This window comes from Dietzia sp. oral taxon 368, from assembly GCF_002999155.1.
GTDB classification, from domain to species: Bacteria; Actinomycetota; Actinomycetes; order Mycobacteriales; family Mycobacteriaceae; genus Dietzia; species Dietzia cinnamea.
The window spans coordinates 1,158,975-1,179,329 of the sequence record NZ_CP027238.1 but is presented as its reverse complement, the minus strand read 5'-3'; the positions used below and the strand labels follow the sequence as shown (position 1 = coordinate 1,179,329).

17 protein-coding genes and 4 riboswitches are annotated in these 20,355 nt (G+C 72.4%); of the genes, 7 read left to right on the top strand and 10 right to left on the bottom strand.

Annotated features, from left to right (window positions below; translation table 11 throughout):
- Positions 1-106 precede the first annotated feature (106 nt).
- The 3 genes from C3V38_RS05635 to C3V38_RS05625 all read right to left on the bottom strand — a co-directional run bounded on the left by C3V38_RS05635 (position 107) and on the right by C3V38_RS05625 (position 3,403).
- A complete protein-coding gene (locus C3V38_RS05635; RefSeq protein ID WP_106385248.1) occupies positions 107-1,654 on the bottom strand; it encodes a precorrin-2 C(20)-methyltransferase in 1,548 nt (515 codons plus the stop codon).
- Positions 1,651-2,316, bottom strand: coding sequence for a precorrin-8X methylmutase (locus tag C3V38_RS05630; RefSeq protein WP_061915807.1), 666 nt, complete (start codon positions 2,314-2,316; stop codon positions 1,651-1,653). Before C3V38_RS05630 ends, C3V38_RS05635 begins: the two co-directional genes overlap by 4 nt.
- 56 nt (positions 2,317-2,372) lie before the next feature.
- A riboswitch (cobalamin riboswitch) is annotated at positions 2,373-2,507 on the bottom strand.
- The gene (locus C3V38_RS05625; RefSeq protein ID WP_165001070.1) at positions 2,489-3,403 is read right to left on the bottom strand and encodes a nitrite reductase; all 915 of its coding nucleotides are present in this window, start codon (positions 3,401-3,403) and stop codon (positions 2,489-2,491) included. (Overlaps the previous riboswitch by 19 nt.)
- 81 nt (positions 3,404-3,484) lie before the next feature.
- A riboswitch (cobalamin riboswitch) is annotated at positions 3,485-3,671 on the top strand.
- 111 nt (positions 3,672-3,782) lie between these two features.
- On the opposite strand from C3V38_RS05625, the gene C3V38_RS05620 reads away from it, so the two are divergent.
- From C3V38_RS05620 to C3V38_RS05605, 4 genes are read left to right on the top strand one after another with little or no spacing between them, the layout of a single operon-like run.
- Positions 3,783-4,505 (top strand): hypothetical protein, encoded by a 723-nt coding sequence (locus C3V38_RS05620; RefSeq protein ID WP_061915804.1) that lies wholly within the window; start codon positions 3,783-3,785, stop codon positions 4,503-4,505.
- Positions 4,502-5,596, top strand: coding sequence for a FecCD family ABC transporter permease (locus C3V38_RS05615; protein ID WP_371412140.1), 1,095 nt, complete (start codon positions 4,502-4,504; stop codon positions 5,594-5,596). The genes C3V38_RS05620 and C3V38_RS05615 overlap by 4 nt, the downstream gene beginning before the upstream one ends.
- A complete protein-coding gene (locus C3V38_RS05610; protein ID WP_061915801.1) occupies positions 5,593-6,402 on the top strand; it encodes an ABC transporter ATP-binding protein in 810 nt (269 codons plus the stop codon). Before C3V38_RS05615 ends, C3V38_RS05610 begins: the two co-directional genes overlap by 4 nt.
- Positions 6,399-7,472, top strand: coding sequence for an ABC transporter substrate-binding protein (locus tag C3V38_RS05605; protein WP_070719748.1), 1,074 nt, complete (start codon positions 6,399-6,401; stop codon positions 7,470-7,472). Before C3V38_RS05610 ends, C3V38_RS05605 begins: the two co-directional genes overlap by 4 nt.
- A gap of 116 nt (positions 7,473-7,588) precedes the next feature.
- On the opposite strand, the gene C3V38_RS05600 is transcribed toward C3V38_RS05605, so the two are convergent.
- Positions 7,589-9,058, bottom strand: coding sequence for a PepSY domain-containing protein (locus tag C3V38_RS05600; protein ID WP_061915795.1), 1,470 nt, complete (start codon positions 9,056-9,058; stop codon positions 7,589-7,591).
- A 328-nt stretch (positions 9,059-9,386) separates the two neighbouring features.
- Complete coding sequence (locus tag C3V38_RS05595; protein ID WP_106385247.1) at positions 9,387-10,016, bottom strand: hypothetical protein; 630 nt, start codon at positions 10,014-10,016, stop codon at positions 9,387-9,389.
- A 118-nt stretch (positions 10,017-10,134) separates the two neighbouring features.
- A riboswitch (cobalamin riboswitch) is annotated at positions 10,135-10,330 on the top strand.
- Positions 10,331-10,401: 71 nt separating this feature from the next.
- Between C3V38_RS05595 and cobN the strand changes: the two genes are divergently transcribed.
- From cobN to cobA, 3 genes are read left to right on the top strand one after another with little or no spacing between them, the layout of a single operon-like run.
- Positions 10,402-14,085: a cobaltochelatase subunit CobN gene (gene cobN / locus C3V38_RS05590; protein ID WP_217354166.1), complete on the top strand. Its 3,684-nt coding sequence runs from the start codon at positions 10,402-10,404 to the stop codon at positions 14,083-14,085.
- On the top strand, positions 14,075-14,851 hold the full coding sequence (gene cobF / locus C3V38_RS05585; RefSeq protein WP_106385246.1) for a precorrin-6A synthase (deacetylating): 777 nt from the start codon (positions 14,075-14,077) through the stop codon (positions 14,849-14,851). The genes cobN and cobF overlap by 11 nt, the downstream gene beginning before the upstream one ends.
- On the top strand, positions 14,851-15,666 hold the full coding sequence (cobA, locus tag C3V38_RS05580; RefSeq protein WP_106385245.1) for a uroporphyrinogen-III C-methyltransferase: 816 nt from the start codon (positions 14,851-14,853) through the stop codon (positions 15,664-15,666). Before cobF ends, cobA begins: the two co-directional genes overlap by 1 nt.
- A 72-nt stretch (positions 15,667-15,738) precedes the next feature.
- Here cobA and C3V38_RS05575 read toward each other — a convergent pair whose 3' ends face one another.
- The 5 genes from C3V38_RS05575 to C3V38_RS05555 form a co-directional block, all read right to left on the bottom strand.
- A complete protein-coding gene (locus C3V38_RS05575; protein WP_106385244.1) occupies positions 15,739-16,527 on the bottom strand; it encodes a (2Fe-2S)-binding protein in 789 nt (262 codons plus the stop codon).
- Entirely contained in the window at positions 16,520-17,302 is a 783-nt protein-coding gene (locus C3V38_RS05570) for an ABC transporter ATP-binding protein (RefSeq protein ID WP_106385243.1), read from the bottom strand. Before C3V38_RS05570 ends, C3V38_RS05575 begins: the two co-directional genes overlap by 8 nt.
- Positions 17,299-18,453 (bottom strand): iron ABC transporter permease, encoded by a 1,155-nt coding sequence (locus C3V38_RS05565; protein ID WP_106385242.1) that lies wholly within the window; start codon positions 18,451-18,453, stop codon positions 17,299-17,301. The genes C3V38_RS05570 and C3V38_RS05565 overlap by 4 nt, the downstream gene beginning before the upstream one ends.
- Before the next feature lies 1 nt (position 18,454).
- Positions 18,455-19,453: an ABC transporter substrate-binding protein gene (locus C3V38_RS05560; RefSeq protein WP_106385241.1), complete on the bottom strand. Its 999-nt coding sequence runs from the start codon at positions 19,451-19,453 to the stop codon at positions 18,455-18,457.
- 117 nt (positions 19,454-19,570) lie between these two features.
- Positions 19,571-19,728, bottom strand: a riboswitch (cobalamin riboswitch).
- An 88-nt stretch (positions 19,729-19,816) separates the two neighbouring features.
- On the bottom strand, positions 19,817-20,317 hold the full coding sequence (locus C3V38_RS05555; protein WP_070722567.1) for a carbonic anhydrase: 501 nt from the start codon (positions 20,315-20,317) through the stop codon (positions 19,817-19,819).
- Between the last annotated feature and the right edge of the window lie 38 nt (positions 20,318-20,355).

Here is a 20,355-nt window from a genome sequence, read left to right as displayed (position 1 = left end):
GGAGCACGGTGATCAGCGCAGATGACGTAACGTCTGGTAATTGGCGTTGATATGCTGCCAGGCAGGAGGCGGTTTTCGCACCTGTCGTCGTTATCGTGTGGCTAAATCACGCCTGAACGAACCTCGGGCTCCACGCCCGACCCGAGGCGGTGACCCGGGTACCGGACGCCCCCACGATGAGAAGGCACTTCATGTCGATTGACGCGCAGTCGAGCTCCCCGAGCGTGGTGACCGTGAGCGACTCCTCGGCCCGGCCGACGTCGCGGCCCACCACGACCGGGGTGGCGGGATCGCGGTGGCGCAGCAGCACCTCGCGGGCGTCGGCCACCTGGTGGGTGCGTGAGCGAGAAGCCGGGTTGTAGATGGCGAGCACCAGGTCGGCGGCGGCGATCGCCTCCAGGCGGCGCTCGACCACCGACCACGGCTTGAGCCGGTCAGACAGGCTCACCACGGCGAAGTCGGCGCCGATCGGGGCGCCGGCACGGGCGGCAACCGCCTGGACGGCGGAGACGCCAGGCGCCACCCGGATGTCGACCTCGGCGTAGGCGGGATCCTCAGCGGCCTCGAACACGGCCGAGGCCATGCCGAACACACCCGCATCGCCGCCGGAGACGACCGCGACCCGCTCACCGGCCAGCGCCAGGTCGAGGGCGAAACGCGCCCGGTCCACCTCCACAGTGTTGCCGGAGGCGTGCCGGGTCAGGCCGGCCCGCTGCGGCACGCGGTTGACGTACGGGGCGTAGCCGACGACGTGATCGACCTGTGACAGCACGTCGGTGACCTCGGGAGTGAGCCAGCAGTCCGGGCCGGGTCCGAGGCCGAGTACGTGGACGACGGGGCGACCGGCAACGGTCAGGGAGGGCGGCGTAGCGGGAGCGACGGCAGCCGCAGAAACATCGGACAAGGGAGCACCGCGACGTCCTGTCGGGTCCTCGTGCCGCGAGTCGCCGGGGACCACGATGAGAGAGAAGTAGGGAACCGAAGCAGGGTCGACGTCGGCCACGGCGTGGAACTGCTCGGCGCTCATCGAGGCCCGCTCGACGTACACCGCTCCATCGAGACGGCCCGCGGCCTCGAGAGCGCGTCGGACGGCAGGGAAGTTGCGACCGAGCTTCATGATGATCGCACCGTCGGTGTCGGCCAGGCGGCGGGCGAGCTCGGGCTCGGGCAGTGTGCCGGGCAGAACAGTCAGCACGTCGGTCTGCCGGACCAGGGGAGTGGCGGCGGTGGCCGTCGCGGCGGCGAAGGCCGGCACCCCGGGGACGATCTCGGTCTCGAAATGGGGCGAGAGCCGGTCGTGCATGTACATGAAGGAGCCGTAGAACAGCGGGTCACCCTCGGACAGCAGAACGACGTCGCGGCCGGCGGCCAGATGAGAGGCAAGCCGCTCTGCGCTGCGCTCGTAAAAGTCGGCGATCGCGCCCGCGTAGCCGCCGGGGTGGTCGGTGGTGCCCGTCGTGACCGGGTATTCGAGTCGCTCCTCGATCGCGGTCGCGGGGATGAGATCGGCGGCGATGCGGCGGGCGTTGGATTCCTTACCGCGACCGGCATGGAATGCCACCACGTCGGCGGTACCGATGAGCCGGGCGGCTTTGAGGGTGAGCAATTCGGGATCACCGGGGCCCACGCCCACGCCGTACAGGCGGCCGCTCACTCCTGCTCCTGGGCCAGGGCGTTGAGCGCGGAGGCCGTCATCGCCGACCCGCCGCGGCGGCCGTGGACGGTGACGAACGGGATGTCGATGCCATGGTCGCCGGCGAACGAGGCGAGCGCGGCCTTGGACTCGGCGGCGCCGATGAAGCCCACCGGGCAGCCGACGATCGCCGCGGGGCGGGGAGCGCCGTCGAGCAGCATCTCCAGCAGGTGGAACAGGGCGGTCGGGGCATTGCCGATCGCCACCACCGCGCCGTCGAGGCGGTCACCCCACAGCGAGAGCGCCGCCGCGGAGCGGGTGGTGCCCATCTGGGCGGCCAGCTCGCGGACGCCCGGCTCGGACAGAGTGCACACCACGTCGTTGTCGCGGGGCAGCCGGGCGCGGGTGACGCCCGAGGCGACCATGCGGGCGTCGCAGAGGATCGGCGCCCCGGCGTTGAGAGCGGCCCGGGCGGCGGAGACGAGCCGAGGGTGAACCTGCAGGTCGTCGGTGAGATCGGTCTGACCCGTGCCGTGGATCATCCGCACCGCGAGACGCTCGGCGTCCACCGGGACACGCGACAGGTCGGATTCGCGGCGGATGGTGGCAAAGGAGTCGACGTAGATGGCGGGGCCGCTATCGACATACTCGTAGCGACGCGGCGGCCGGACAGCTCCAGACACGACAGGTCCTCCTCGGGGTTCTCGCCCCGGCGTGAGAAAGCGCAGCGGCGCCCGGGCGGAGCGCGCTGATCCCCGGCGAGTATCTGGCTGGGCACACCCGCTGGGCGCGCCTCACAGTGGCGGAACCGCCCCGGATTCACACCGGGTTCCTCGCCGTGGGACAGCAGGCAGCCTACGCGTGCACGGCCACAACCCCACGCCACGGGGTGACGACGAGCTCGGTGACCCCCGGCGCCGTGAGACGCTCGAGCAGGGCGGGCGTGAGGACGCCCCCGGGCGCCGCGACGTGCTCGATCCGGCCCGCCGAGCCGGGGACCGGGCCGAAGGGTAGCGGGCCGGTGGGCTCGGGCAGGCGCGGGTCGGGGGCGGCGGTCGGAGCGAGCGCGGCAGGCGGGGCAGGGGGGCTGGCCTGCGCGAGCAGCTCGCGGACATGCCACGGCGCCTCGGGTCCGGTGCCGCGGGCATCGGCGAACGCCCAGGCCAGCGCAACCAACCGGGCGGCGGCCTCGGACAGCGGCACCACCTCGCCCCAGCCCTCGCCGATCCGCAGCTGCGCCAGCTCGGGTCCCACGACCACCAGCCCCAGGTCACACGAGCGGTCCACCAGGTCACCGCGGCCGTCGTCCAGCACGAACAGGAACCGGCCCGGCAGCGTACCGAGCGCGGGGTCGGCCAGCAGTCCGGCATCCAGGGCGTCGGTCACCGGCCGGAGGTCGGCGCGGCCCGCAGCCTGGTCGGGGTCGAGCCCCGTCAGCGGCGACACGAGGATGTTCCGCACTAGCTCATGCCCCGGCGAAGGCAGGAGTTCGGTCCCCGCGATCGCCGCCACCACCTCTGCAGGCAACTGCCCGTCAGAGTCCTGGGGCAGCGCGCGAAGCTGCAGGTTCGCTCGGGTGGTGAGGTGCACGTTGCCGTCGTCGTCGCCGTATCGTCTCGCCACCTCGCCCAGCACGGCGAGGGACGCAGGGGACACGCGGCCGCCCGGGACGCGCAGGCGCACAAGGGCGCCATCGGCGGCCGGCCACGGACGCAGGACGCCGGGGCACAGGTCGCCGCGCGTGCGGCGGATCGGATCGGGGGTGCTCACGGCAGACAGTGTGGCACCGGCGGCGCCCCTGGCACGGTGCCCCCCGGGCTCGCGGCGATCACACTGCTACCCTGAGCGCGGAACTGACCGCATCCGGCCGATCTCGACAGAGACCGACGGATGCCAGGGAACCCGGTGAGAATCCGGGACTGGCGCGCAGCGGTGTGGGGTACCGAACCGGCACGAGGCCACTGGAAGCGATTTCCGGGAAGGCGCCGGGGAGGGTCGATCCCGAGTCCGAATACCTGTCGGTTCCGCGACATCCGAGCGAACCTCGCGCACAGGTTTTGAAGAGATAAGGCCACACGTGTACCCCACGTATGAGCCCGTAGGCACAGGCATCAGTGCTGAAGCCGAACGGGCACTCGCGGCATACCCCGTGCCCCACCGATCCAGACCCGATCACGACGACCCGGCGTGGCGGAGCGCCGTCGAGCTTCGTGACCCGGCTTCGTGGCGCGAGATCGGGCAGCGCTACTCCACGCACCTGGGCACTTCCCACCTGGCGCCCGGACTGTTGTGCTCACTCCAGCACTACACGGGCCGGGCCCTTGGCCTCATGGTGGCGGCCTGGTGTGCAGACGGCACCCTCCTCGACCCGGCGCACGAGCGCTGGTGGGCCCACCTCGACGCAGCCGGTGCCACCGTCGAGGTGTCGATCCCCGGTACGCCGGTGGTGGGATGCGGCCCGGACCCCACCGCGCTGGTCGACGTGCTCCGTCACCACGTGACTCCGCTGGTGGAGGCATGCGTGGCCGCCGGGACCGTGACCCGTCGCGCCGCCCTCGGGGGCGTGGCGGCGTCGTGCGCCGGCGCCTTCGGGGTCGGCTTCCGGACCGTTCCCACCTCCCGACGGGCCGCGGTCGAGAACGGCGCCCGCGTCGTCGCCAAGTCCCTGAGCGAGCGGCCACTGGTGACGCTGGTGCGGCTGGACAACCCGCCCGCACTGGTTCACGACCGACACACCTGCTGCCTCATCCGGCTGGGGTCGGACAAGACCGAATGCGCGTCATGCCCACGGCTCAGCGAGGGAGAGCGGCGCGTGCGACAGCGCCTCCGCCACACACCCGCCCGGGCCCGAGCGGGGAGCAGCACCCGGTGAGAGTGGTGAGGGCGGGGGCCGCCCGACGCGCCGGACCACCCGCGGCCTCGGTCCGCTCCGCCCGCAGGATCCCGCCCGTCCCGTTGGCGATCGTGCTCACGATCCTCACGGCGATCAGCGTCGTGACCTCGGTGGCCTTCGGCGCCGAGCACATCCCGGTCGGTGATGTGTGGCGGACGGTGTGGGCGGCGATGACCGGAGGCGAGGCCCAGCGCGCGCACTTCATCATCATCCTCGACCTACGGCTCCCCCGAGCTGTGCTCGGGGCGCTGGTGGGGGCCGGTCTCGCGCTCGCCGGCGCAGCGATGCAGACCCTCGTGCGCAACCCGCTCGCCGACCCGTATCTCCTCGGCGTCTCGGCGGGCGCCGCAGTGGGAGCCACCGCGGTGATCACCATGGGCTTCCTGGGCGGGCTCGGCATCTGGGCCCTCTCCGGCGGCGCACTCGTCGGCGCGCTTGGTGCCACCCTGCTGGTCTACGCGGTGGCCACCGCCACCGGCGGGCTCACCGCGCTGCGGCTCATCCTGGCCGGCGTGGTGCTCTCCTCGGCGTTCACCGCCATCTCCTCGTTCCTGGTCTTCATCGCCACCGATTCGCGCTCGGCGGAGACTGTCATGCACTGGATGCTCGGCAGCGTGGCCGGAGCGACCTGGGCCAAGATCCCGCTCGCCGCGGTGGTCGTGGCGCTCGCGCTGGCCGTCGGGCTCGCAGTGCACTCCTGGCTGGACGCCTATGCAACCGGATCGGACACCGCCGCCTCGCTCGGCGTGCCCGTGCGGGCCCTGCGGATCGGGCTCTTCGTGTCCCAGGGACTACTGGTGGGGGTGCTCGTCGCCGTGGCTGGCGGCGTCGGGTTCGTGGGGCTCATCATCCCCCACGCCGCCCGGCTCGTCGTGGGGGCGACCCACCGCGCCATGCTCCCCGTGGCCGCCGCGGCAGGTGCGCTCTTCCTGGTCTGGGTGGACGTGATCTCCCGGGTCGTCGCCGCCCCGCAGGAGATGCCGCTGGGCATCGTCACCGGGATCATCGGCGCCCCCGTATTCCTGCTGCTCATGGGCCGCCGCGCCTACACCTTCGGGAACGCGTCATGACGCAGGCCGCCAGCGCGCACCTGGTCGCGCAGAACGTGTCCTGCGCCAGAGGGAAGAGAGTCATCGTCTCCGGGGTCGACCTCAACGTCCCCGCCGGCTCCCGCCTCGCCCTGGTCGGGCCGAACGGCGCGGGCAAGTCGACCCTGCTGCGGGTCCTGGCCGGCCTGGATGCCCCGGTGCAGGGATCGGTGACCGTGGACGGTCTCGATGTGCACCGGATGCGGTCCCGGCAGCGCGCGCTGCTCATCGCGGTCCAGGGGCAGGAAGAAGCCCCCTCGGCGGAACTCACCCTCGCCGAAGCGGTGGCGCTCGGCAGGACCCCACACCGCACCCCGTGGGCACTCGGCGAGGAGGGCGAGAAGGAGATCGTCGACCGGGCACTCCACACCGTCGGCCTGGCCGGCCGCGGCGACCAGTCCTGCACCCGGCTCTCCGGAGGCGAGCGCCACCGGGTCGTCCTGGCCCGAACCCTCGCCCAGCAGACCCCGCTGCTCATGCTCGACGAACCCACCAACCACCTCGACGCCGCCTGGCGACTCCGGCTCATGGACGCGCTGGACAGCCTGCACTCCACGGTGGTGGCCGCGATCCACGACCTCGACCTGGTGCTCCGTCACTTCGATGCGGTCGCCGTGGTCGATGACGGGCGGATCGTCGCCTACGGGCCACCCGTCGAGATATTCACCGCCGACCTCCTGGACGGGGTCTTCGGCGTCAACGGCGACATCGTCGCCCACCCACGAACCGGCCGACCCCACTTGCTCATCGGGGACGCGGTCACCACAGAAAGTAGAGACCAGCAATGAAGCGTTCAGTCATCACGGCAGGCCCCGCCCTGGCGATCACCCTGGCCCTGGCCTCCGCATGCGGTTCCGATGCCACGAACTCCGCCGACGGCGGCACCGGGGGAGAGGTCACCGTGGTCAACTGCGGCGAGGAGGTGACCTACCCCGAGACTGTCGACGAATTGTTCGCCTACGACTCGGGGATCATCTCCATCGCCCTGTCCGCGGGAGCTATCGATCAGCTCACGGCCGTGGCCGCCGCCTCGGAGGACGAGGACCTGCTGCGTCTGGCGTACGGTGACCAGTACGACCAGCTCAATGAGGTGACGGGCAAGGGCCCGACCCTGGAGAACGTCGTGGCCGCGGAGCCGGACGTCATGTTCGCCGGCTGGAACTACGGATTCTCCGACTCCCGGGGCCTGACGCCGGACATCCTCGCCGGGCACGGCATCGGCGTTTACCAGCTCTCGGAGGCGTGCCGCCAGGCCGAGGGCGAGGTGCAGCGCGGCACCATGGATCCGTGGGAGGCTCTGGATACCGACCTGCGCAACATCGGGATCATCACCGGGAACGCGGAGACCGGTGCCGCGGCCGCCGACGACGTGGCTGAACGGCTCGAAGCGCTCCGGGCTCTGCCCGCGCCCGAGGGCAGGCCCACCATCTTCCTGGTCGACAGCACCAGCGACACCATCCTGTCGTCCGGCTCCTTCGGCGGGCCTCAGGGGATCATCGACGCGGCGGGCGCACGCAGCGCGACCGAGGACGTGGCCGACACCTGGACAAGTGTCAGCTGGGAGCGCCTGGCCGCCGAGGACCCGGACATGATCGCGTTCGTCGACTACGGCGAGCAGACCGTCGACGACAAGATCGCCGCACTCAAGGCGCACCCCGCCAGCCGAGACCTCAAGGCGGTCCGCGAGAACCGCTTCGTCAACCTGCCCTACGGCATGTGGGTCTCCAGCCCCCTCAACATCGACGCCGCCGAGACGATCCGCGCCGTCTTGGAGAAGCACGGGCTCGCCCCCGAGACGGGCCTGACGCCGCAGCTTGACGTCACTGAGCTGCAGCTCGGGGGCAACGACTGGCTCTGAGGGGCAATCTCACCCGGGGGTAGGGCATCCCGGCCCGGGAGAGAGGGCCGCCCCGGCCTGCCGTTGCTTCCGCCCCGGCCTGCCGTTGCTTCCGCGCCGGCAGGCAGGGGCGAGCGCTACGTGGTGGACCCGATCTCGGCGTGCCGCTTCGCGGCGACGGACCGCCGCAGCGATATCAGCAGGTCAGCGACGACGAACAGCGCGAGAGACGCGCCGAGCAACGGCAGGAACAGCCCCACGGCCACGGCAAGAACCCCGGCGATGAGATACGCCGGCCAGCGATGGCCGGTGACCCCGCCCAGACCGGCGGGCAGGCCCCCGCGCGTCGGGCGACGCGTCCACCACATCCGATACCCCAGGACGGTCAGCGCGACGATCGTCAGGGCGGTTGCGGCGAGGGCGATCTGCAACGGTAGGCCGAACAGCATGCCCATGTGCAGGTAGATGCCCCACGAGGACAGCTTCGAGTACAGCGAGAGGTCGCGGAAGTCGAGACGGTCGACGACCTGCCCGGTGGCTCCGTCCACAGCCACAGCATCGGAGCTGAACGTCCACGGCACCCACCGCTCGCTCACCGACCACGCCGTGTGCGGATCAGCCGGCGGGACCATCTGCACCGGGCCCTCGAGACCGGCCTGGTGCGCCGCGGCCAGGACCACCGGCACCTGATCGACCGGCACCTCGAAGGCGGAAACCGCCGAACCGTGCCCCAGGTGCCCGGCGTGCTCGTCCCCGTCCGTCGCGGCGCCGGCGACCAGGGAGGTCTGCAGCGGATCCGAGCGCCAGTTCATCTTCTCCACGACCGTGTCCACGTTGGCTCCGGCGAACGCCGACCAGGTCAGGCCGGTCACCGCGATGCCGAGGATCGCGATCGCGAACCAGGTGCCGAGCGCGGCGTGCAGGCTCATGGCCTTCTGGCGGGAGCCGGGACGGGCCGGGAAGCCCCGCAGCAGTGTTCGGGTGGTTGCGGCCCTCCCGTGACGGGTCGACCGGACCTTCCGCCACCACAGCACAATTCCGCTGAGCCCCAGGACCAGCAGCCAGGATGCGGCGAGTTCCGAGTAGAGCTCGCCGGGCGGGCCGAGGTGGAGATCCCGGTGCAGGCTGGAGATCCAGCTCCGCAGCGGGAGCTCGCCCAGTCCCGAATGGCTGCTCAGGTCGCCGCGCACGTCACCGGTGGCGGGGTCCACGAACACCGCGCGGTTGAGACCGTCGTCCAGCGCGGGGTCGGCGAACAGGATCCGGGTGGTGGTGCCGGGCTCGTCGGAAGGCCAGATCTGGACCACGGCGAGCTCCGGGAACTGCGCCTGCGCGGCGTCGATCTGCTGCTCCAGACTGAGTGCGGTGGACGCGGGTGGCGCGGTCAGTTGTTCGGCGTAGACGAGCCGCTCCAGTGTCGGGGACAGCGCGTACAGGGCCCCGGACAGAGCGGCGATGACGAGGAACGGTGCGACGAACAGGCCCGCATAGAAGTGGACGCGGGTGAGGATCGCGCCCAGCTGCGCGGAGAGGGGCCGCGCGGGCGGGGCCGGTTCGGCAGCACCGGGGTCGCGGGTGTGGCGCTCGGCCGGATGGGTGGCGGTCATGAGAGGCGAATCCCTTCGGGATCAGGCGGTCCGCGAGCGGGTCGGTACTACCCGCCGGGCAGCACGGAGCTGGTCTGCGGAGAGCGGCGTGCGCGGCCGCGAGGTCGGTGAGTGCGGGCACCCGGAGACCCGGCTGCGCGCGGCGCTGGCTGGCCGAGCGGGGCGGGAAGGAATCGGTGCCCGAGTGGGCGCAGCGGGACGATCTGACGGCCGCTGCGGGTGAGACACGGGAGGCGGGGACGGTGGATCCACCGCGCGCCGCTCCCGGACATGTCACCGCACCGCCCGAGCGCGGCGTGGCGCGCGTCGGCGGGTGCGGGACCTGCGACTATGCGGCAGCGGGCGGCGCTCTGGTCCCACCGCGGGAGACCAGGTAGCGCTTGAGCGGCGCGTCGGCGCCGCGCGGGACCGGGACGACGGCGACGACGGCGACGAGGTGCGCTGTCGATATCGGCGGCATCGACCGGGCGGACACCCAGGCCAGAGCGCCGGCGAGAGCAGCGATGACCAGTAGTGCAGAGCCGATCGCGGCGATGTGCGCGGCGAGCATGACGGGCGTCATCAACGCTGTTGCGGAGGCCAGCGCATCGTGGGCGGCGGTGTCCATCGCGGCCCGGAGCGCCGCGGGGTCGGTGCCGTGGTGGCCCGGCGGGTGCGAGCCGGACCCGTGGTGCGAGTGCCCGCCGGACATCGCGATGTGGACGGCGCCCTGCCCGGTGATCAGTCCTGACGCCGAGGCGAGGATCGGGAACCGGTAGCGGGCTGCGGCGGCGGTGGCGGCGCCGATCCCGGCGCTGGTGATTGCCACGGTGAGCGCCTGGGCGAACGAGACCGGGCCCATGTCCGCCGCGAGCCCGTGCGCGCTGATGCCGAAGATGCCACTGACCAGCGCCACGGTCACGCCCACGATCGTGGTCATGACCGGGGGGAGCTCGGTCCTCGCCCGATCAGCTGGCACACGCCGAGTCTAAGCACGGCGAGCACGGGGTAGGAAGGTCAGCGCGGGCGGTGAGAGCGCCGGCAGCCGAGCCGGGGTGGCTTCCGAGGGCGAAGGGTGGTCCGGGCGGGACGGCGGATAGGCTCGCCCGTGCCGTGGTGCTCGGGAAGCCGGAGGAGAAGCCGGCGCGGCCCTCGCCACTGTAGTCGCGGAGCCACGCGACCCTCGTCCGCCCCACACGTGGGGGCGGGGGCCACTGGGCGAGAGCCCGGGAAGGTCGGTCGCGCGGTGCTGATGCGGAAGCCAGGAGACCGGCCACGGCGACATGTTCCACGAGGGTTTGGAGAAGAACATGCGCCCCGACCGGCGTTCGGCGTCCCCTGACGACGCCCCGGCACGCTCCGACGTGCCCCGCATCGCACTACTGTCCACCTCCGACACGGACCTGCTCTCCGCGCGCGAATCCGGCGCCGAGTTCACACTCGGCAACCCGTCGCGCCTGCACGTCGAGTCCGACCTGCCCGCCCTGATCACCGGCGCCGACCTGGTGGTGGTCCGCATTCTCGGCTCGCGTCGCTCGTGGGATGACGGGTTCGCCGCCGTCCTGGGCGCGGGCGTGCCCGTGGTGGTGCTGGGCGGTGAGCAGACCCCGGACGCCGACCTCATGGAACTGTCGACCGTCCCCATCGGGACCGCCGCCGAGGCCCACCGCTATCTCGCCGAGGGCGGGCCGACCAACCTCGCGCAGCTGCACGCCTTCCTCTCCGACACGGTGCTGCTCACCGGCGCCGGTTTCGAGCCGCCGGTGAGCGTGCCGGTGTGGGGGATGCCGGAGCGGCCGGGCGCCGACTCCCCGGCGAGTGGTCACAAACGCCGCGATTCCCGCGACGCGACCTGGGAGAACGCGGGCGGGTCTGACCAGTCGCCGGGCGGCCCCCGCGTGGGCGTGCTCTACTACCGCGCCCACGAGGTGAGCGGGAACTCCGGATTCGCGCACGCGCTGGCCGACGCGATCGACGCCGCCGGCGGGGTGGGCGTGCCGATCTTCGCCGGCTCCCTGCGCTCGGCGCCCGACGAGCTGTTCGACGCGCTCGGCACGCTGGACGCGCTGGTCGTGACCGTACTGGCGGCCGGCGGCACCACGCCCGGGGCCGCCAGCGCGGGTGGCGACGACGAGGCGTGGGACGTCGAGCGCATCGCCGCCCTGGACATCCCCGTGCTGCAGGGCCTGTGCCTGACCTGGGGCCGCGACGACTGGTCGGAGTCGGACGACGGCGTCAACCCGCTGGACTCTGCCAACCAGATCGCGATCCCCGAGTTCGACGGTCGCATCATCACCGCCCCGTTCTCGTTCAAGAAGATCGACGCCGACGGCCTGCCCCGCTACGTCGCCGACCCCGAGCGGTGCGCGCGCGTGGCCGGGATCGCCGTGGCCCACGCCCGGCTGCGCCACGTCGCGCCCGCGGACCGCAAGATCGCGCTGGTCCTGTCGGCGTACCCGACCAAGCACTCCCGCATCGGCAACGCCGTCGGCCTGGACACCCCGGTATCCACGATCCGCCTGCTGCGCCGCATGCGCGACGAGGGTTACGATCTGGGCCCGGCGGACGGGCCGATCGCGAAGTTCCTCGACGAGCAGGCCTACGCCACCGACACCGAGGCCGGAGACGCCCTCATCCACGCGCTCATCGACGCGGGCGGCCAGGACGAGGAGTGGCTCACGACCGCGCAGCTCACCGACGGCCACGTCCGGATCTCCACCGAGGACTACCTCCGCTGGACCGCCGACCTGCCCGCGACCCTTCGAGACGAGATGGTCGAGGCGTGGGGCGAGGCGCCGGGGACCCTGTTCGTCAACGACGCCGGCGAGCTCGTCCTGGCCACCCTGCAGGCCGGCAACGTGGTGCTGCTCATCCAGCCACCCCGCGGGTTCGGCGAGAACCCGGTGGCGATCTACCACGACCCCGAGCTCGCGCCGTCCCACCACTACCTGGCCGCCTACCGCTGGCTGGCCCACGGCTTCGGCGCGCACGCGCTGGTGCACATCGGCAAGCACGGCTCCCTGGAGTGGCTGCCGGGCAAGAACGCCGCGCTCTCGGCGGACTGCGCCACGGACGCGGCCATCGCGAACCTGCCGCTGATCTATCCGTTCCTGGTCAACGACCCGGGCGAGGGCGCGCAGGCCAAGCGCCGCGCGCACGCCACGATCGTCGACCACCTGGTGCCGCCCATGGCCCGCGCGGAGTCGTACGGCGACATCGCGCGGCTCGAGCAGCTGCTCGACGAGTACGGCAACATCGCCGCGATGGACCCGGCCAAGCTGCCGTCCATTCGCGCGCAGATCTGGACCCTCATGCAGGCCGCGCACATGCACGAGGACCTGGGCCTGGAGCAGCGTCCCGATGACGAGGAGTTCGACGACTTCCTCCTCCACGTGGACGGCTGGCTGTGTGAGATCAAGGACGTCCAGATCCGCGACGGCCTGCACGTCCTGGGCCAGGCGCCCGACGGCGAGGCGCGGGTCAACCTGGTGCTGGCCATCCTGCGCGCGTCCCAGGTGTGGGGCGGGCAGTCCGGCGCGGTGCCGGGCCTGCGCCGCGCGCTCGGCCTGGCCGAGGGCGCGCCGACCGAGGAGGTCGACCGCGTCGAGGCGCGGGCGCGCGCGCTGGTGGAGGCCATGGAGGCGCGAGGCTGGGACGTGGCCGCGGTGCCCGACGTGGTTGGGGGCGACGACGATGAGGTGGCTCAGGTGCTCGGCTTCGCCGCCCGCGAGGTCGTACCGAGGTTGGCCGGCACGGTCGACGAGCTGGACGCGGTCATGCACGCCCTGGACGGCGGGTTCATCCCGGCCGGCCCCTCGGGATCCCCGCTGCGGGGCCTGGTCAACGTGCTGCCCACGGGACGGAACTTCTACACCGTGGACCCGCGGGCGATCCCGTCTCGACTGGCCTGGGATACGGGTCAGGCCATGGCCGACTCGCTGCTCGAGCGGCACCTGGAGGAGACCGGCTCCTACCCGGCCTCGGTGGGACTGTCGATCTGGGGCACCTCGGCCATGCGCACCTCGGGCGACGACATCGCCGAGGTGCTGGCCCTGCTGGGCGTGCGCCCCGAGTGGGACGAGGCCTCCCGCCGCGTCACCGGCTTGGAGGTGGTCCCGGTCGAGGAGCTGGGCCGCCCCCGCGTGGACGTGACCGTGCGGATCTCGGGGTTCTTCCGCGACGCGTTCCCGCACGTCATCGCGATGCTCGACGACGCCGTGCGGATGGTCGCCGAGCTCGACGAGCCGGACGAGCTCAACTACGTGGCCGCCCACACCCGCGCCGACCTGGCCGAGCACCACGACGAGCGACGGGCCACCACCCGCATCTTCGGCTCGGCACCCGGGTCGTACGGCGCGGGGATCCTGCAGACCATCGAGGCGGGCAACTGGCGCGACGACCGCGACCTGGCCGAGGTGTACACCCGCTGGGGCGGGTACGCCTATGGTCGCGACCTCGCCGGCGTGCCCGCCGCCGACGACATGCGCACCAACTACCGGCGCATCGCGGTGGCGGCCAAGAACATCGACACCCGCGAGCACGACATCGCCGACTCGGACGACTACTTCCAGTACCACGGCGGGATGATCGCCACCGTGCGCGCGCTCACCGGCGCCGAGCCGCGCGCGTACGTGGGCGACTCCACCACCCCGGACGCGATCCGTACCAGGACCCTGGCCGAGGAGACCCGGCGGGTGTTCCGGGCCCGCGTGGTCAACCCGCGCTGGATCGCCGCGATGCAGCGCCACGGCTACAAGGGCGCGTTCGAACTCGCCGCGACCGTGGACTACCTGTTCGGGTTCGACGCCACCGCCGGCGTGGTCCAGGACTGGATGTACGACGCCCTGGCCCGGGAGTACGTCCTCGACGAGAAGACGCAGGACTTCCTGCGCCAGTCCAACCCGTGGGCGCTGCGCGGGATGATCGAGCGGCTCTCGGAGGCCGCCGACCGCGGCATGTGGGCCGAGCCGGACGCGGAGGTCATGGATCGGATGCGGCAGGTGTACCTGGACGTCGAGGGCGACCTCGAGGACTCCCATGGCGACTGAGAAGCGGCGTGTTCGCGTGGTGGGCATCGGCTCCGGCGGCCTCGACCAGATCACCGTCGAATCAATCGACGCCCTTCGTGCCAGCGACTACGCCCTCGCCGCTGTGAAGGGCCCGGCCGACCCGCTGGTCGATCTCCGGGCGCGGCTGCTCGCCCGGCACGCACCGAACCTGGAGCTGGTGGGCGTGCCCGATCCGGAGAGGGAGCGCTCGTCGTCGTCGACCTCGACCCACGGCGACTACCGCGGCGTGGTCCTGGACTGGCACGAGGCGCGCTCACTGGCGTGGGAGCGCGCGATGGCCGCGCGGCCCGGCGACGTGGCGATCCCGGTGTGGGGCGACCCGGCGTTCTACGACTCCACGGTGCGGATTCTCGACCGGATAGCCGAGCGCGGCCGACTGGCCCTGGACGTGGAGGTGCTGCCGGGGATCTCGGCGCTGCAGGTCCTGGCCGCGCGGCACCGGATCGTGCTGCACGAGATCGGCGGCACCGTCACCGTCACCACCGGGCGGCGGCTGCGCGAGGCCGTGGCCGCCGGCGCGGACAACGTGGTGGTGATGCTCAACGCGGACCTGCCGCTCGACGGGTTCGCCGACTGGCGGATCTGGTGGGGCGGCAACCTCGGCGATGCCGGCGAGACGCTGGTGGCCGGCCGCGTCGGCGACGTGCTGGCCGAGCTGCGGGGGCACCGCGAGCGGCTGCGCGCCGAGCACGGCTGGGTGATGGATGTGTACCTGTTGCGACGCGGAGAAGGGACGACGGCCTGATGGCGGCGGAGAATGCGGCGGCCGGCGAGGATCGCGTCGACCGGGCCGTCGGCGGCGGGCAGTGCCCGGGCCGGGTGGTGCTGGTCGGAGGCGGGCCGGGTGACCCGGGGTTGATGACCGTGGCCGGGCTCGAGGCCGTGCGCACCGCCGACGTGGTGGTGACCGACCGCCTGGGACCTGTGTCGATCCTCGTCGAGCTCGACCCAGGCATCGAGGTGATCGGTGTGGGCAAGGTGCCGTTCGGTCCCGCGACCCCGCAGGAGGAGATCAACCGGATCCTCGTCGAGCAGGCCCGGCGCGGCCGCACGGTGGTGCGACTCAAAGGCGGCGACAGCTTCCTGTTCGGTCGCGGCGCCGAGGAGCATCTCGCGTGCACGGCCGCAGGAGTGCCCGTCACGGTGATCCCGGGCGTGACTTCAGCGTTCTCAGTGCCCGCGCTCGTCGGGGTCCCGGCCACGCACCGTGGGCTCTCGCAGGGAGTGTCGGTGATCTCCGGACACGTCCCGCCCGGGCACCCGCAGTCGACGCTCGACTATGCGGCGCTGGCTCGCTCCGGCACGACCCTGGTGCTACTCATGGCGGTGACGACCCTCCCCGCGATCACCGCGGAACTGCTGGCCGAGACGATGCCCGCGGACACCCCGGCGGTGCTGATCGAGAACGGCTCGACCCCGGCCCAGCGCATCCTGCACGGCACGCTGGCGACGATCGCGCGACAAGCCGCGGAGGCGCAGGTCGCGCCACCCGCGATCACGGTGATCGGCGCGGTCGCCGGGCTGGCGGGGGATCTGGTGCCCGGATTGCCTCTCGCCTGAGTCTGGGGTCGCACCCGGCTCCGGAGTTCGACAGGTGCTCCGATCGGCCCGGGGTGATCGACGGTCGAGAAGCTAGGCCCGCCGGATGAGCTCGGCCCGGCGGTCGTCCGGGGCGCGGCGGGGGCAGCTCGCGCACTTGCCGCCGTCGGTCGCCACATAGATGAGGCAGCACGAGCCGCGGCGGACGAACCGCCGTGTCCGCTCCGAGCCCTCCACGTCCACGTAGCGGGCCGGCAGCAGCGGCGGCCGACACACGGCGCGAGCGAGCTCGCCGCCGCGGTCCTCGTCGCCCGCAGCGCGGCCCGCCTCGAGCGCCCGGTTGGCGATGGAATCCGTCGCGATCGCCCACAACGCCCGCCGGGCCGCGCCCGAGACCTCCGCGAGGGCGTCGATCACCCCCGAGTGGGCCTCCACCAGCGCGTCGGCGAAGGCCGCGACCGACGGAAGGAGTCGATCAGACCGCGCCGACCGGAGATAGCCGTTCGGCTGCAGCGAGACGCTGAGCCGCCCCGGGCGGGGATCGGGCGCGCGTCCGGTGGCGAGCAGCATCGCCAGCGGCGCGGCGACCAGCGTCGAGCTGGCCGAATACCACCACAACGTCCCGTTCACCCGCGGATCGTCATGCGTCCAGCGCCGGCCGGTGTCCTCCACCCGCCGGGCCAGCCACCGCGGGTCCGTCAGCACCACGCCGGGCAGGACGGTCGAGCCGTGCTCGATGGTGCGGGCGAAGTCCCCGAGGAGGGTCGAGGCGCCCGCGTACGCTGCCGCCACGGCCCCGGGGGCGCGGAGCTCGTCGTCGTCGCCGTCGTCACCCCCCGGCCCGCCACCCACGCTCGCGCCACCCACCGCCTCGTCACGCATTGGCCAGCCCCACCACGTCGAGGGTGCGGCGACCGTCCGACCCCGCCCGCACCTGGCCGCGCACGCCGAACACCTCCCGCAGCACCGCGGCGTCCAGGACCTCCTCCGGCGCGCCCGTCGCGACGAGCCGACCGCGGTGTAGAACGGCGACGGCATCGCAGTACTCGACGGCCATGCGCAGGTCGTGGAGCGTGAGCAGCACCGCCAGGCCGCCGGCCGCGAGCTCGCGCAGCAGCGCCAGGACCGACAGTTGCTGGTGGAGGTCGAGGTGGTTGGTCGGCTCGTCCAGCAGGAGGACGTCGGGCTGCTGGGCCAGGGTGCGCGCGATCGACACCCGCTGCCGCTCCCCGCCGGACAGGGCGAGCACATCGCGGTCGGCGAGTTCGGTCAGCCCGACCCGCGCGAGGACGGTCTCGACGACCGCGGAGTCGTCGGTGTCCAGCGGCTCGAACAACCCGCGGGTGACCGTCCGGCCCAGGCGTACCGACTCGCGGACCGTGATGCCGCCGAGCGAGACCGGCTCCTGCGTGCTGGCCCCCACCGCGCGGGCGAGCGCGCGGCGGCGCAGCGAGGTGATGTCCGCGCCGTCGATGGTGACGTGACCCGCCGTGGTGGGCAGCGCTCGGTAACACGCGCGCAGCAAGGTCGTCTTCCCACTGCCGTTCGGCCCGACCAGGGCCGTGACCAGACCGGGAGTGACGGTGAGGTCGACGCCGTCGAGGATCTGCCGGCCGCCCAGGCGGGCGGAGACACGGTCCGCGCTGAGGGTGGTCATATCGACGCCCTCCCGTAGCGGCGCCACAGCATCACCAGGAACACGGGCCCGCCCACGACGCCCGTGATGACGCCGACCGGCAGCTCTGTGCCCTCGCGCACTGAGCGGGCGGCGATGTCGGCCAGGACCAGGGCGAGGGCGCCGAGCAGCGCCGCGGTGGGCAGCAGGCGCGCGGACGTCCGGCCCGTGAGGAAGCCCGCGAGGTGCGGGATGAGCAGGCCGATGAACCCGATGGTCCCCGACACCGCCACGGCGCCCGCGGTGAGCAGCGAGACGAGCAGCAGCATGAGGATCCGGAACCGCGGCACGTTGACGCCCATGGCGGTGGCGCCGTCGTCGCCGGTGAGGAGCAGGTCCAGGTGGCGACTGCACAGCATCACCACCGTGCCGGCGACGGCAAGGATCGCGATCGGCGCCCAGACCATCGTCCACCCGGCGTCGCCGAATCCGCCGGCGAGCCACCGCATGACCGTGCCGAGTTGGTGGTCGTCACCCAGTACCAGCAGCGTGAAGGTGTTGAGCGCGCCGAAAACCATCGTCATGGCCGCCCCCACCAACACGATCGCGGTGGTGTCGTGGGCGCGGCGGGCCACCAACACCACCCCGGCCAGCGGGAGCAGCGCGCCGACGAACGCGGCCATGGGCAGGGTGAAGACGCCCCACACCCCGGCGCCCACGCCGAGGACGGTGAGGGCGACGACGCCGAAGCCCGCCCCGGAGGAAACCCCAAGCAGGTACGGGTCCGCGAGCGGGTTGCGGGTCACCGCCTGCGCGACGCCGCCCGCCACCGCCAGGGACGCGCCCACGGCCGCCGCCATGAGCGCGCGGGGCAGCCGCGACTCGAGGACGATCGCCTCCCGGGCGTCGGTCCACCACGGCTCGAACAACCCCGGGGCGAGGCGGTGCGCCACGATCGCCCACACGTCCCCGAACGGGATGGACACCGAGCCCAGCGAGACGCCCGCCGCGATCGCGACCACGAGTACGGCCAGCAGCGGCAGACAGATCAGCGCGAGGGGCCGGCGGCCGCTGGGTGCGGTGCCGGCGGGGTCCGTTATGTCGGAGGAGGACACGACGGCGGGGTCGGCCCCTGCCCGGGCCGGCGGGCGGCGGCCCTCGCGGCGATCGGGCTTCTCGGCTACCGACGTCATGTCACTGCCCGAACGCGTGCGGGTGCAGCTCGCGGGCGATGGTCTCCACCGAGGTCGCCATCCGCGAGCTCTCGAAGAAGTCCGCCAGCGGCACCACCACGATCCGGTCCTCCCGGATGGCCGGGGTGGTGGCCATGACGGGCTGCGCGCGCAGGTAGGCGATCTTGTCCTCCGCGCTGGTCGGGCCGTAGTCCAGCACGACGATCGCCTCCGGCTGACGCTCGCCGAGGACCTCCCAGGTGGTCTTGGGGTACGGCTTGTCACCCTCGGAGAAGATGTTGTCCGCGCCCGCGTACTCGCCGATGAGCTGGCCGATGCCCACACCGCCGATCGTCATGGGTTCGGCCTCGCCGCTGTCGTAGAAAAAGGTGGGGATGCCGGTCACGCCCGCCGCGTCGAGCGTGGAGCGGACGTCTTCGACCCGCCCACGGATCCGATCCGTGAGGTCGCGTGCCCCCTGCTCGACGCCGAGGACACGACCGAGCTGGGAGAAGTCCGTCTCGAGCATCGACAGGTCGGGGAAGCCCTCGCCGCAGTACTCCGAGAACAGGAACGTGTTGATACCGGCGGACTCGAGGGCGTCGCGGCTGCGGCCCTCCTTCTCGTCGAACGCGCTGCGCATGCCCGCGACCACCAGGTCGGGCTCGAGGTCGACGATCTGCTCCCAGGTGGGGTACTCCTCGGCAAGCGACGGGATGGCGTGGAACTGGTCGGCGACCTCCGGCAGCACGTCGTTCTGATCGCCGTAACCCATCCCGACGATCCGGTCGCCCGCACCCAGCTGGATGAGGGTCTCGGTGACGTGGTCGTTCATCGAGATGATGCGCTGCGGCGGCTCGGTGTAGGTGGCCTCGCGCTCGCAGTTGGCGATGGTGACCGGGTTGGCGAAGGGCTCGGCCGCGCCACCGCTCTCGAGCGCCTCGCCCCGGGAGCAGCCGGCGAGCGCCAGGCCGCTCACGAGCAGCGCGGCCAGCGCGGTTCTGGGGTGGTGACGGAACATGATCAGACCTCGGATCGTGTCGTGTGGTCGACGACCACGGCAGACCCGCAGGACGGCTGGCGTCGAGGACGCCACGTCACCTGACAGGACCCCGGATCGCAGACCTCGGCGATGACTGGTGGAGTCAGGCCTCCGGGCAGGCGATCGGGCTCGCCGCCACTTGTGGTAGCGGCACACCGTTGCGGGTCAGCGCCGGATTCTCACCGGTCTTTCCCTGCGTCCGGAAGTCGGTAGTTCATGTCGAGCATAGGCACACCGCGCCGCGCGGAGGTAGTCGTCTCCCACCCAGCCACCTGCGTCGGCGGCCAGCGCCGCCTCAACGGTGGGATGACGCCGGAGTCGTCGACGGCCGTGCCGGGCGGGCTACTCTTCGCGCTGGACCTCACGCAGTTCGCCGGTGGACACGTCGTAGACGAAACCGCGCACCGCGGTGCTGTGCAGCAGGAAGGGGTCGGATTCCACGCGGGCGATCGACTGGCGGACGTCGGCCTCCGGCTCCGGGAACGACTCGGGCGCCCAGCGCGGCCGCAAGCCGGTGTCGGACTGGATCTGATCCTTGAAGTCGTCGTCCCGGAAGGTGAGCATCCCGCAGTCCGTGTGGTGGACGAGGACGATCTCCTCGGTCCCGAGCAGCCGCTGGCTGATGGTGAGCGATCGCAGGACATCGTCGGTGACGACCCCTCCCGCGTTGCGGATGACGTGGGCGTCGCCCTCTGTCAGGCCCAGCAGGCCGTACGGGTTGAGGCGAGCGTCCATGCAGGCCACGACGGCGACCTTCCTGCCGGGCGGCATGGGCAGGTCGCCCTTGTCGAAGTCGGACTGATAGGCCTTGGCGGCCTCGAGCAGTTCATCGGTGACGGTCATGGCCGCAGGCTAGCCCCGGCCGGCCGGGCCCGCCAGGG

Bases quoted from the DNA above. Each gene is read 5' to 3' on its own strand.
- C3V38_RS05610 (WP_061915801.1), top strand. From the start codon at position 5,593: ATGACGCAGGCCGCCAGCGCGCACCTGGTCGCGCAGAACGTGTCCTGC.
- C3V38_RS05605 (WP_070719748.1), top strand. From the start codon at position 6,399: ATGAAGCGTTCAGTCATCACGGCAGGCCCCGCCCTGGCGATCACCCTG.
- C3V38_RS05600 (WP_061915795.1), bottom strand. From the start codon at position 9,058: ATGACCGCCACCCATCCGGCCGAGCGCCACACCCGCGACCCCGGTGCT.
- cobF (WP_106385246.1), top strand. From the start codon at position 14,075: ATGGCGACTGAGAAGCGGCGTGTTCGCGTGGTGGGCATCGGCTCCGGC.
- cobA (WP_106385245.1), top strand. From the start codon at position 14,851: ATGGCGGCGGAGAATGCGGCGGCCGGCGAGGATCGCGTCGACCGGGCC.
- C3V38_RS05575 (WP_106385244.1), bottom strand. From the start codon at position 16,527: ATGCGTGACGAGGCGGTGGGTGGCGCGAGCGTGGGTGGCGGGCCGGGG.
- C3V38_RS05570 (WP_106385243.1), bottom strand. From the start codon at position 17,302: ATGACCACCCTCAGCGCGGACCGTGTCTCCGCCCGCCTGGGCGGCCGG.
- C3V38_RS05565 (WP_106385242.1), bottom strand. From the start codon at position 18,453: ATGACGTCGGTAGCCGAGAAGCCCGATCGCCGCGAGGGCCGCCGCCCG.
- C3V38_RS05560 (WP_106385241.1), bottom strand. From the start codon at position 19,453: ATGTTCCGTCACCACCCCAGAACCGCGCTGGCCGCGCTGCTCGTGAGC.
- C3V38_RS05555 (WP_070722567.1), bottom strand. From the start codon at position 20,317: ATGACCGTCACCGATGAACTGCTCGAGGCCGCCAAGGCCTATCAGTCC.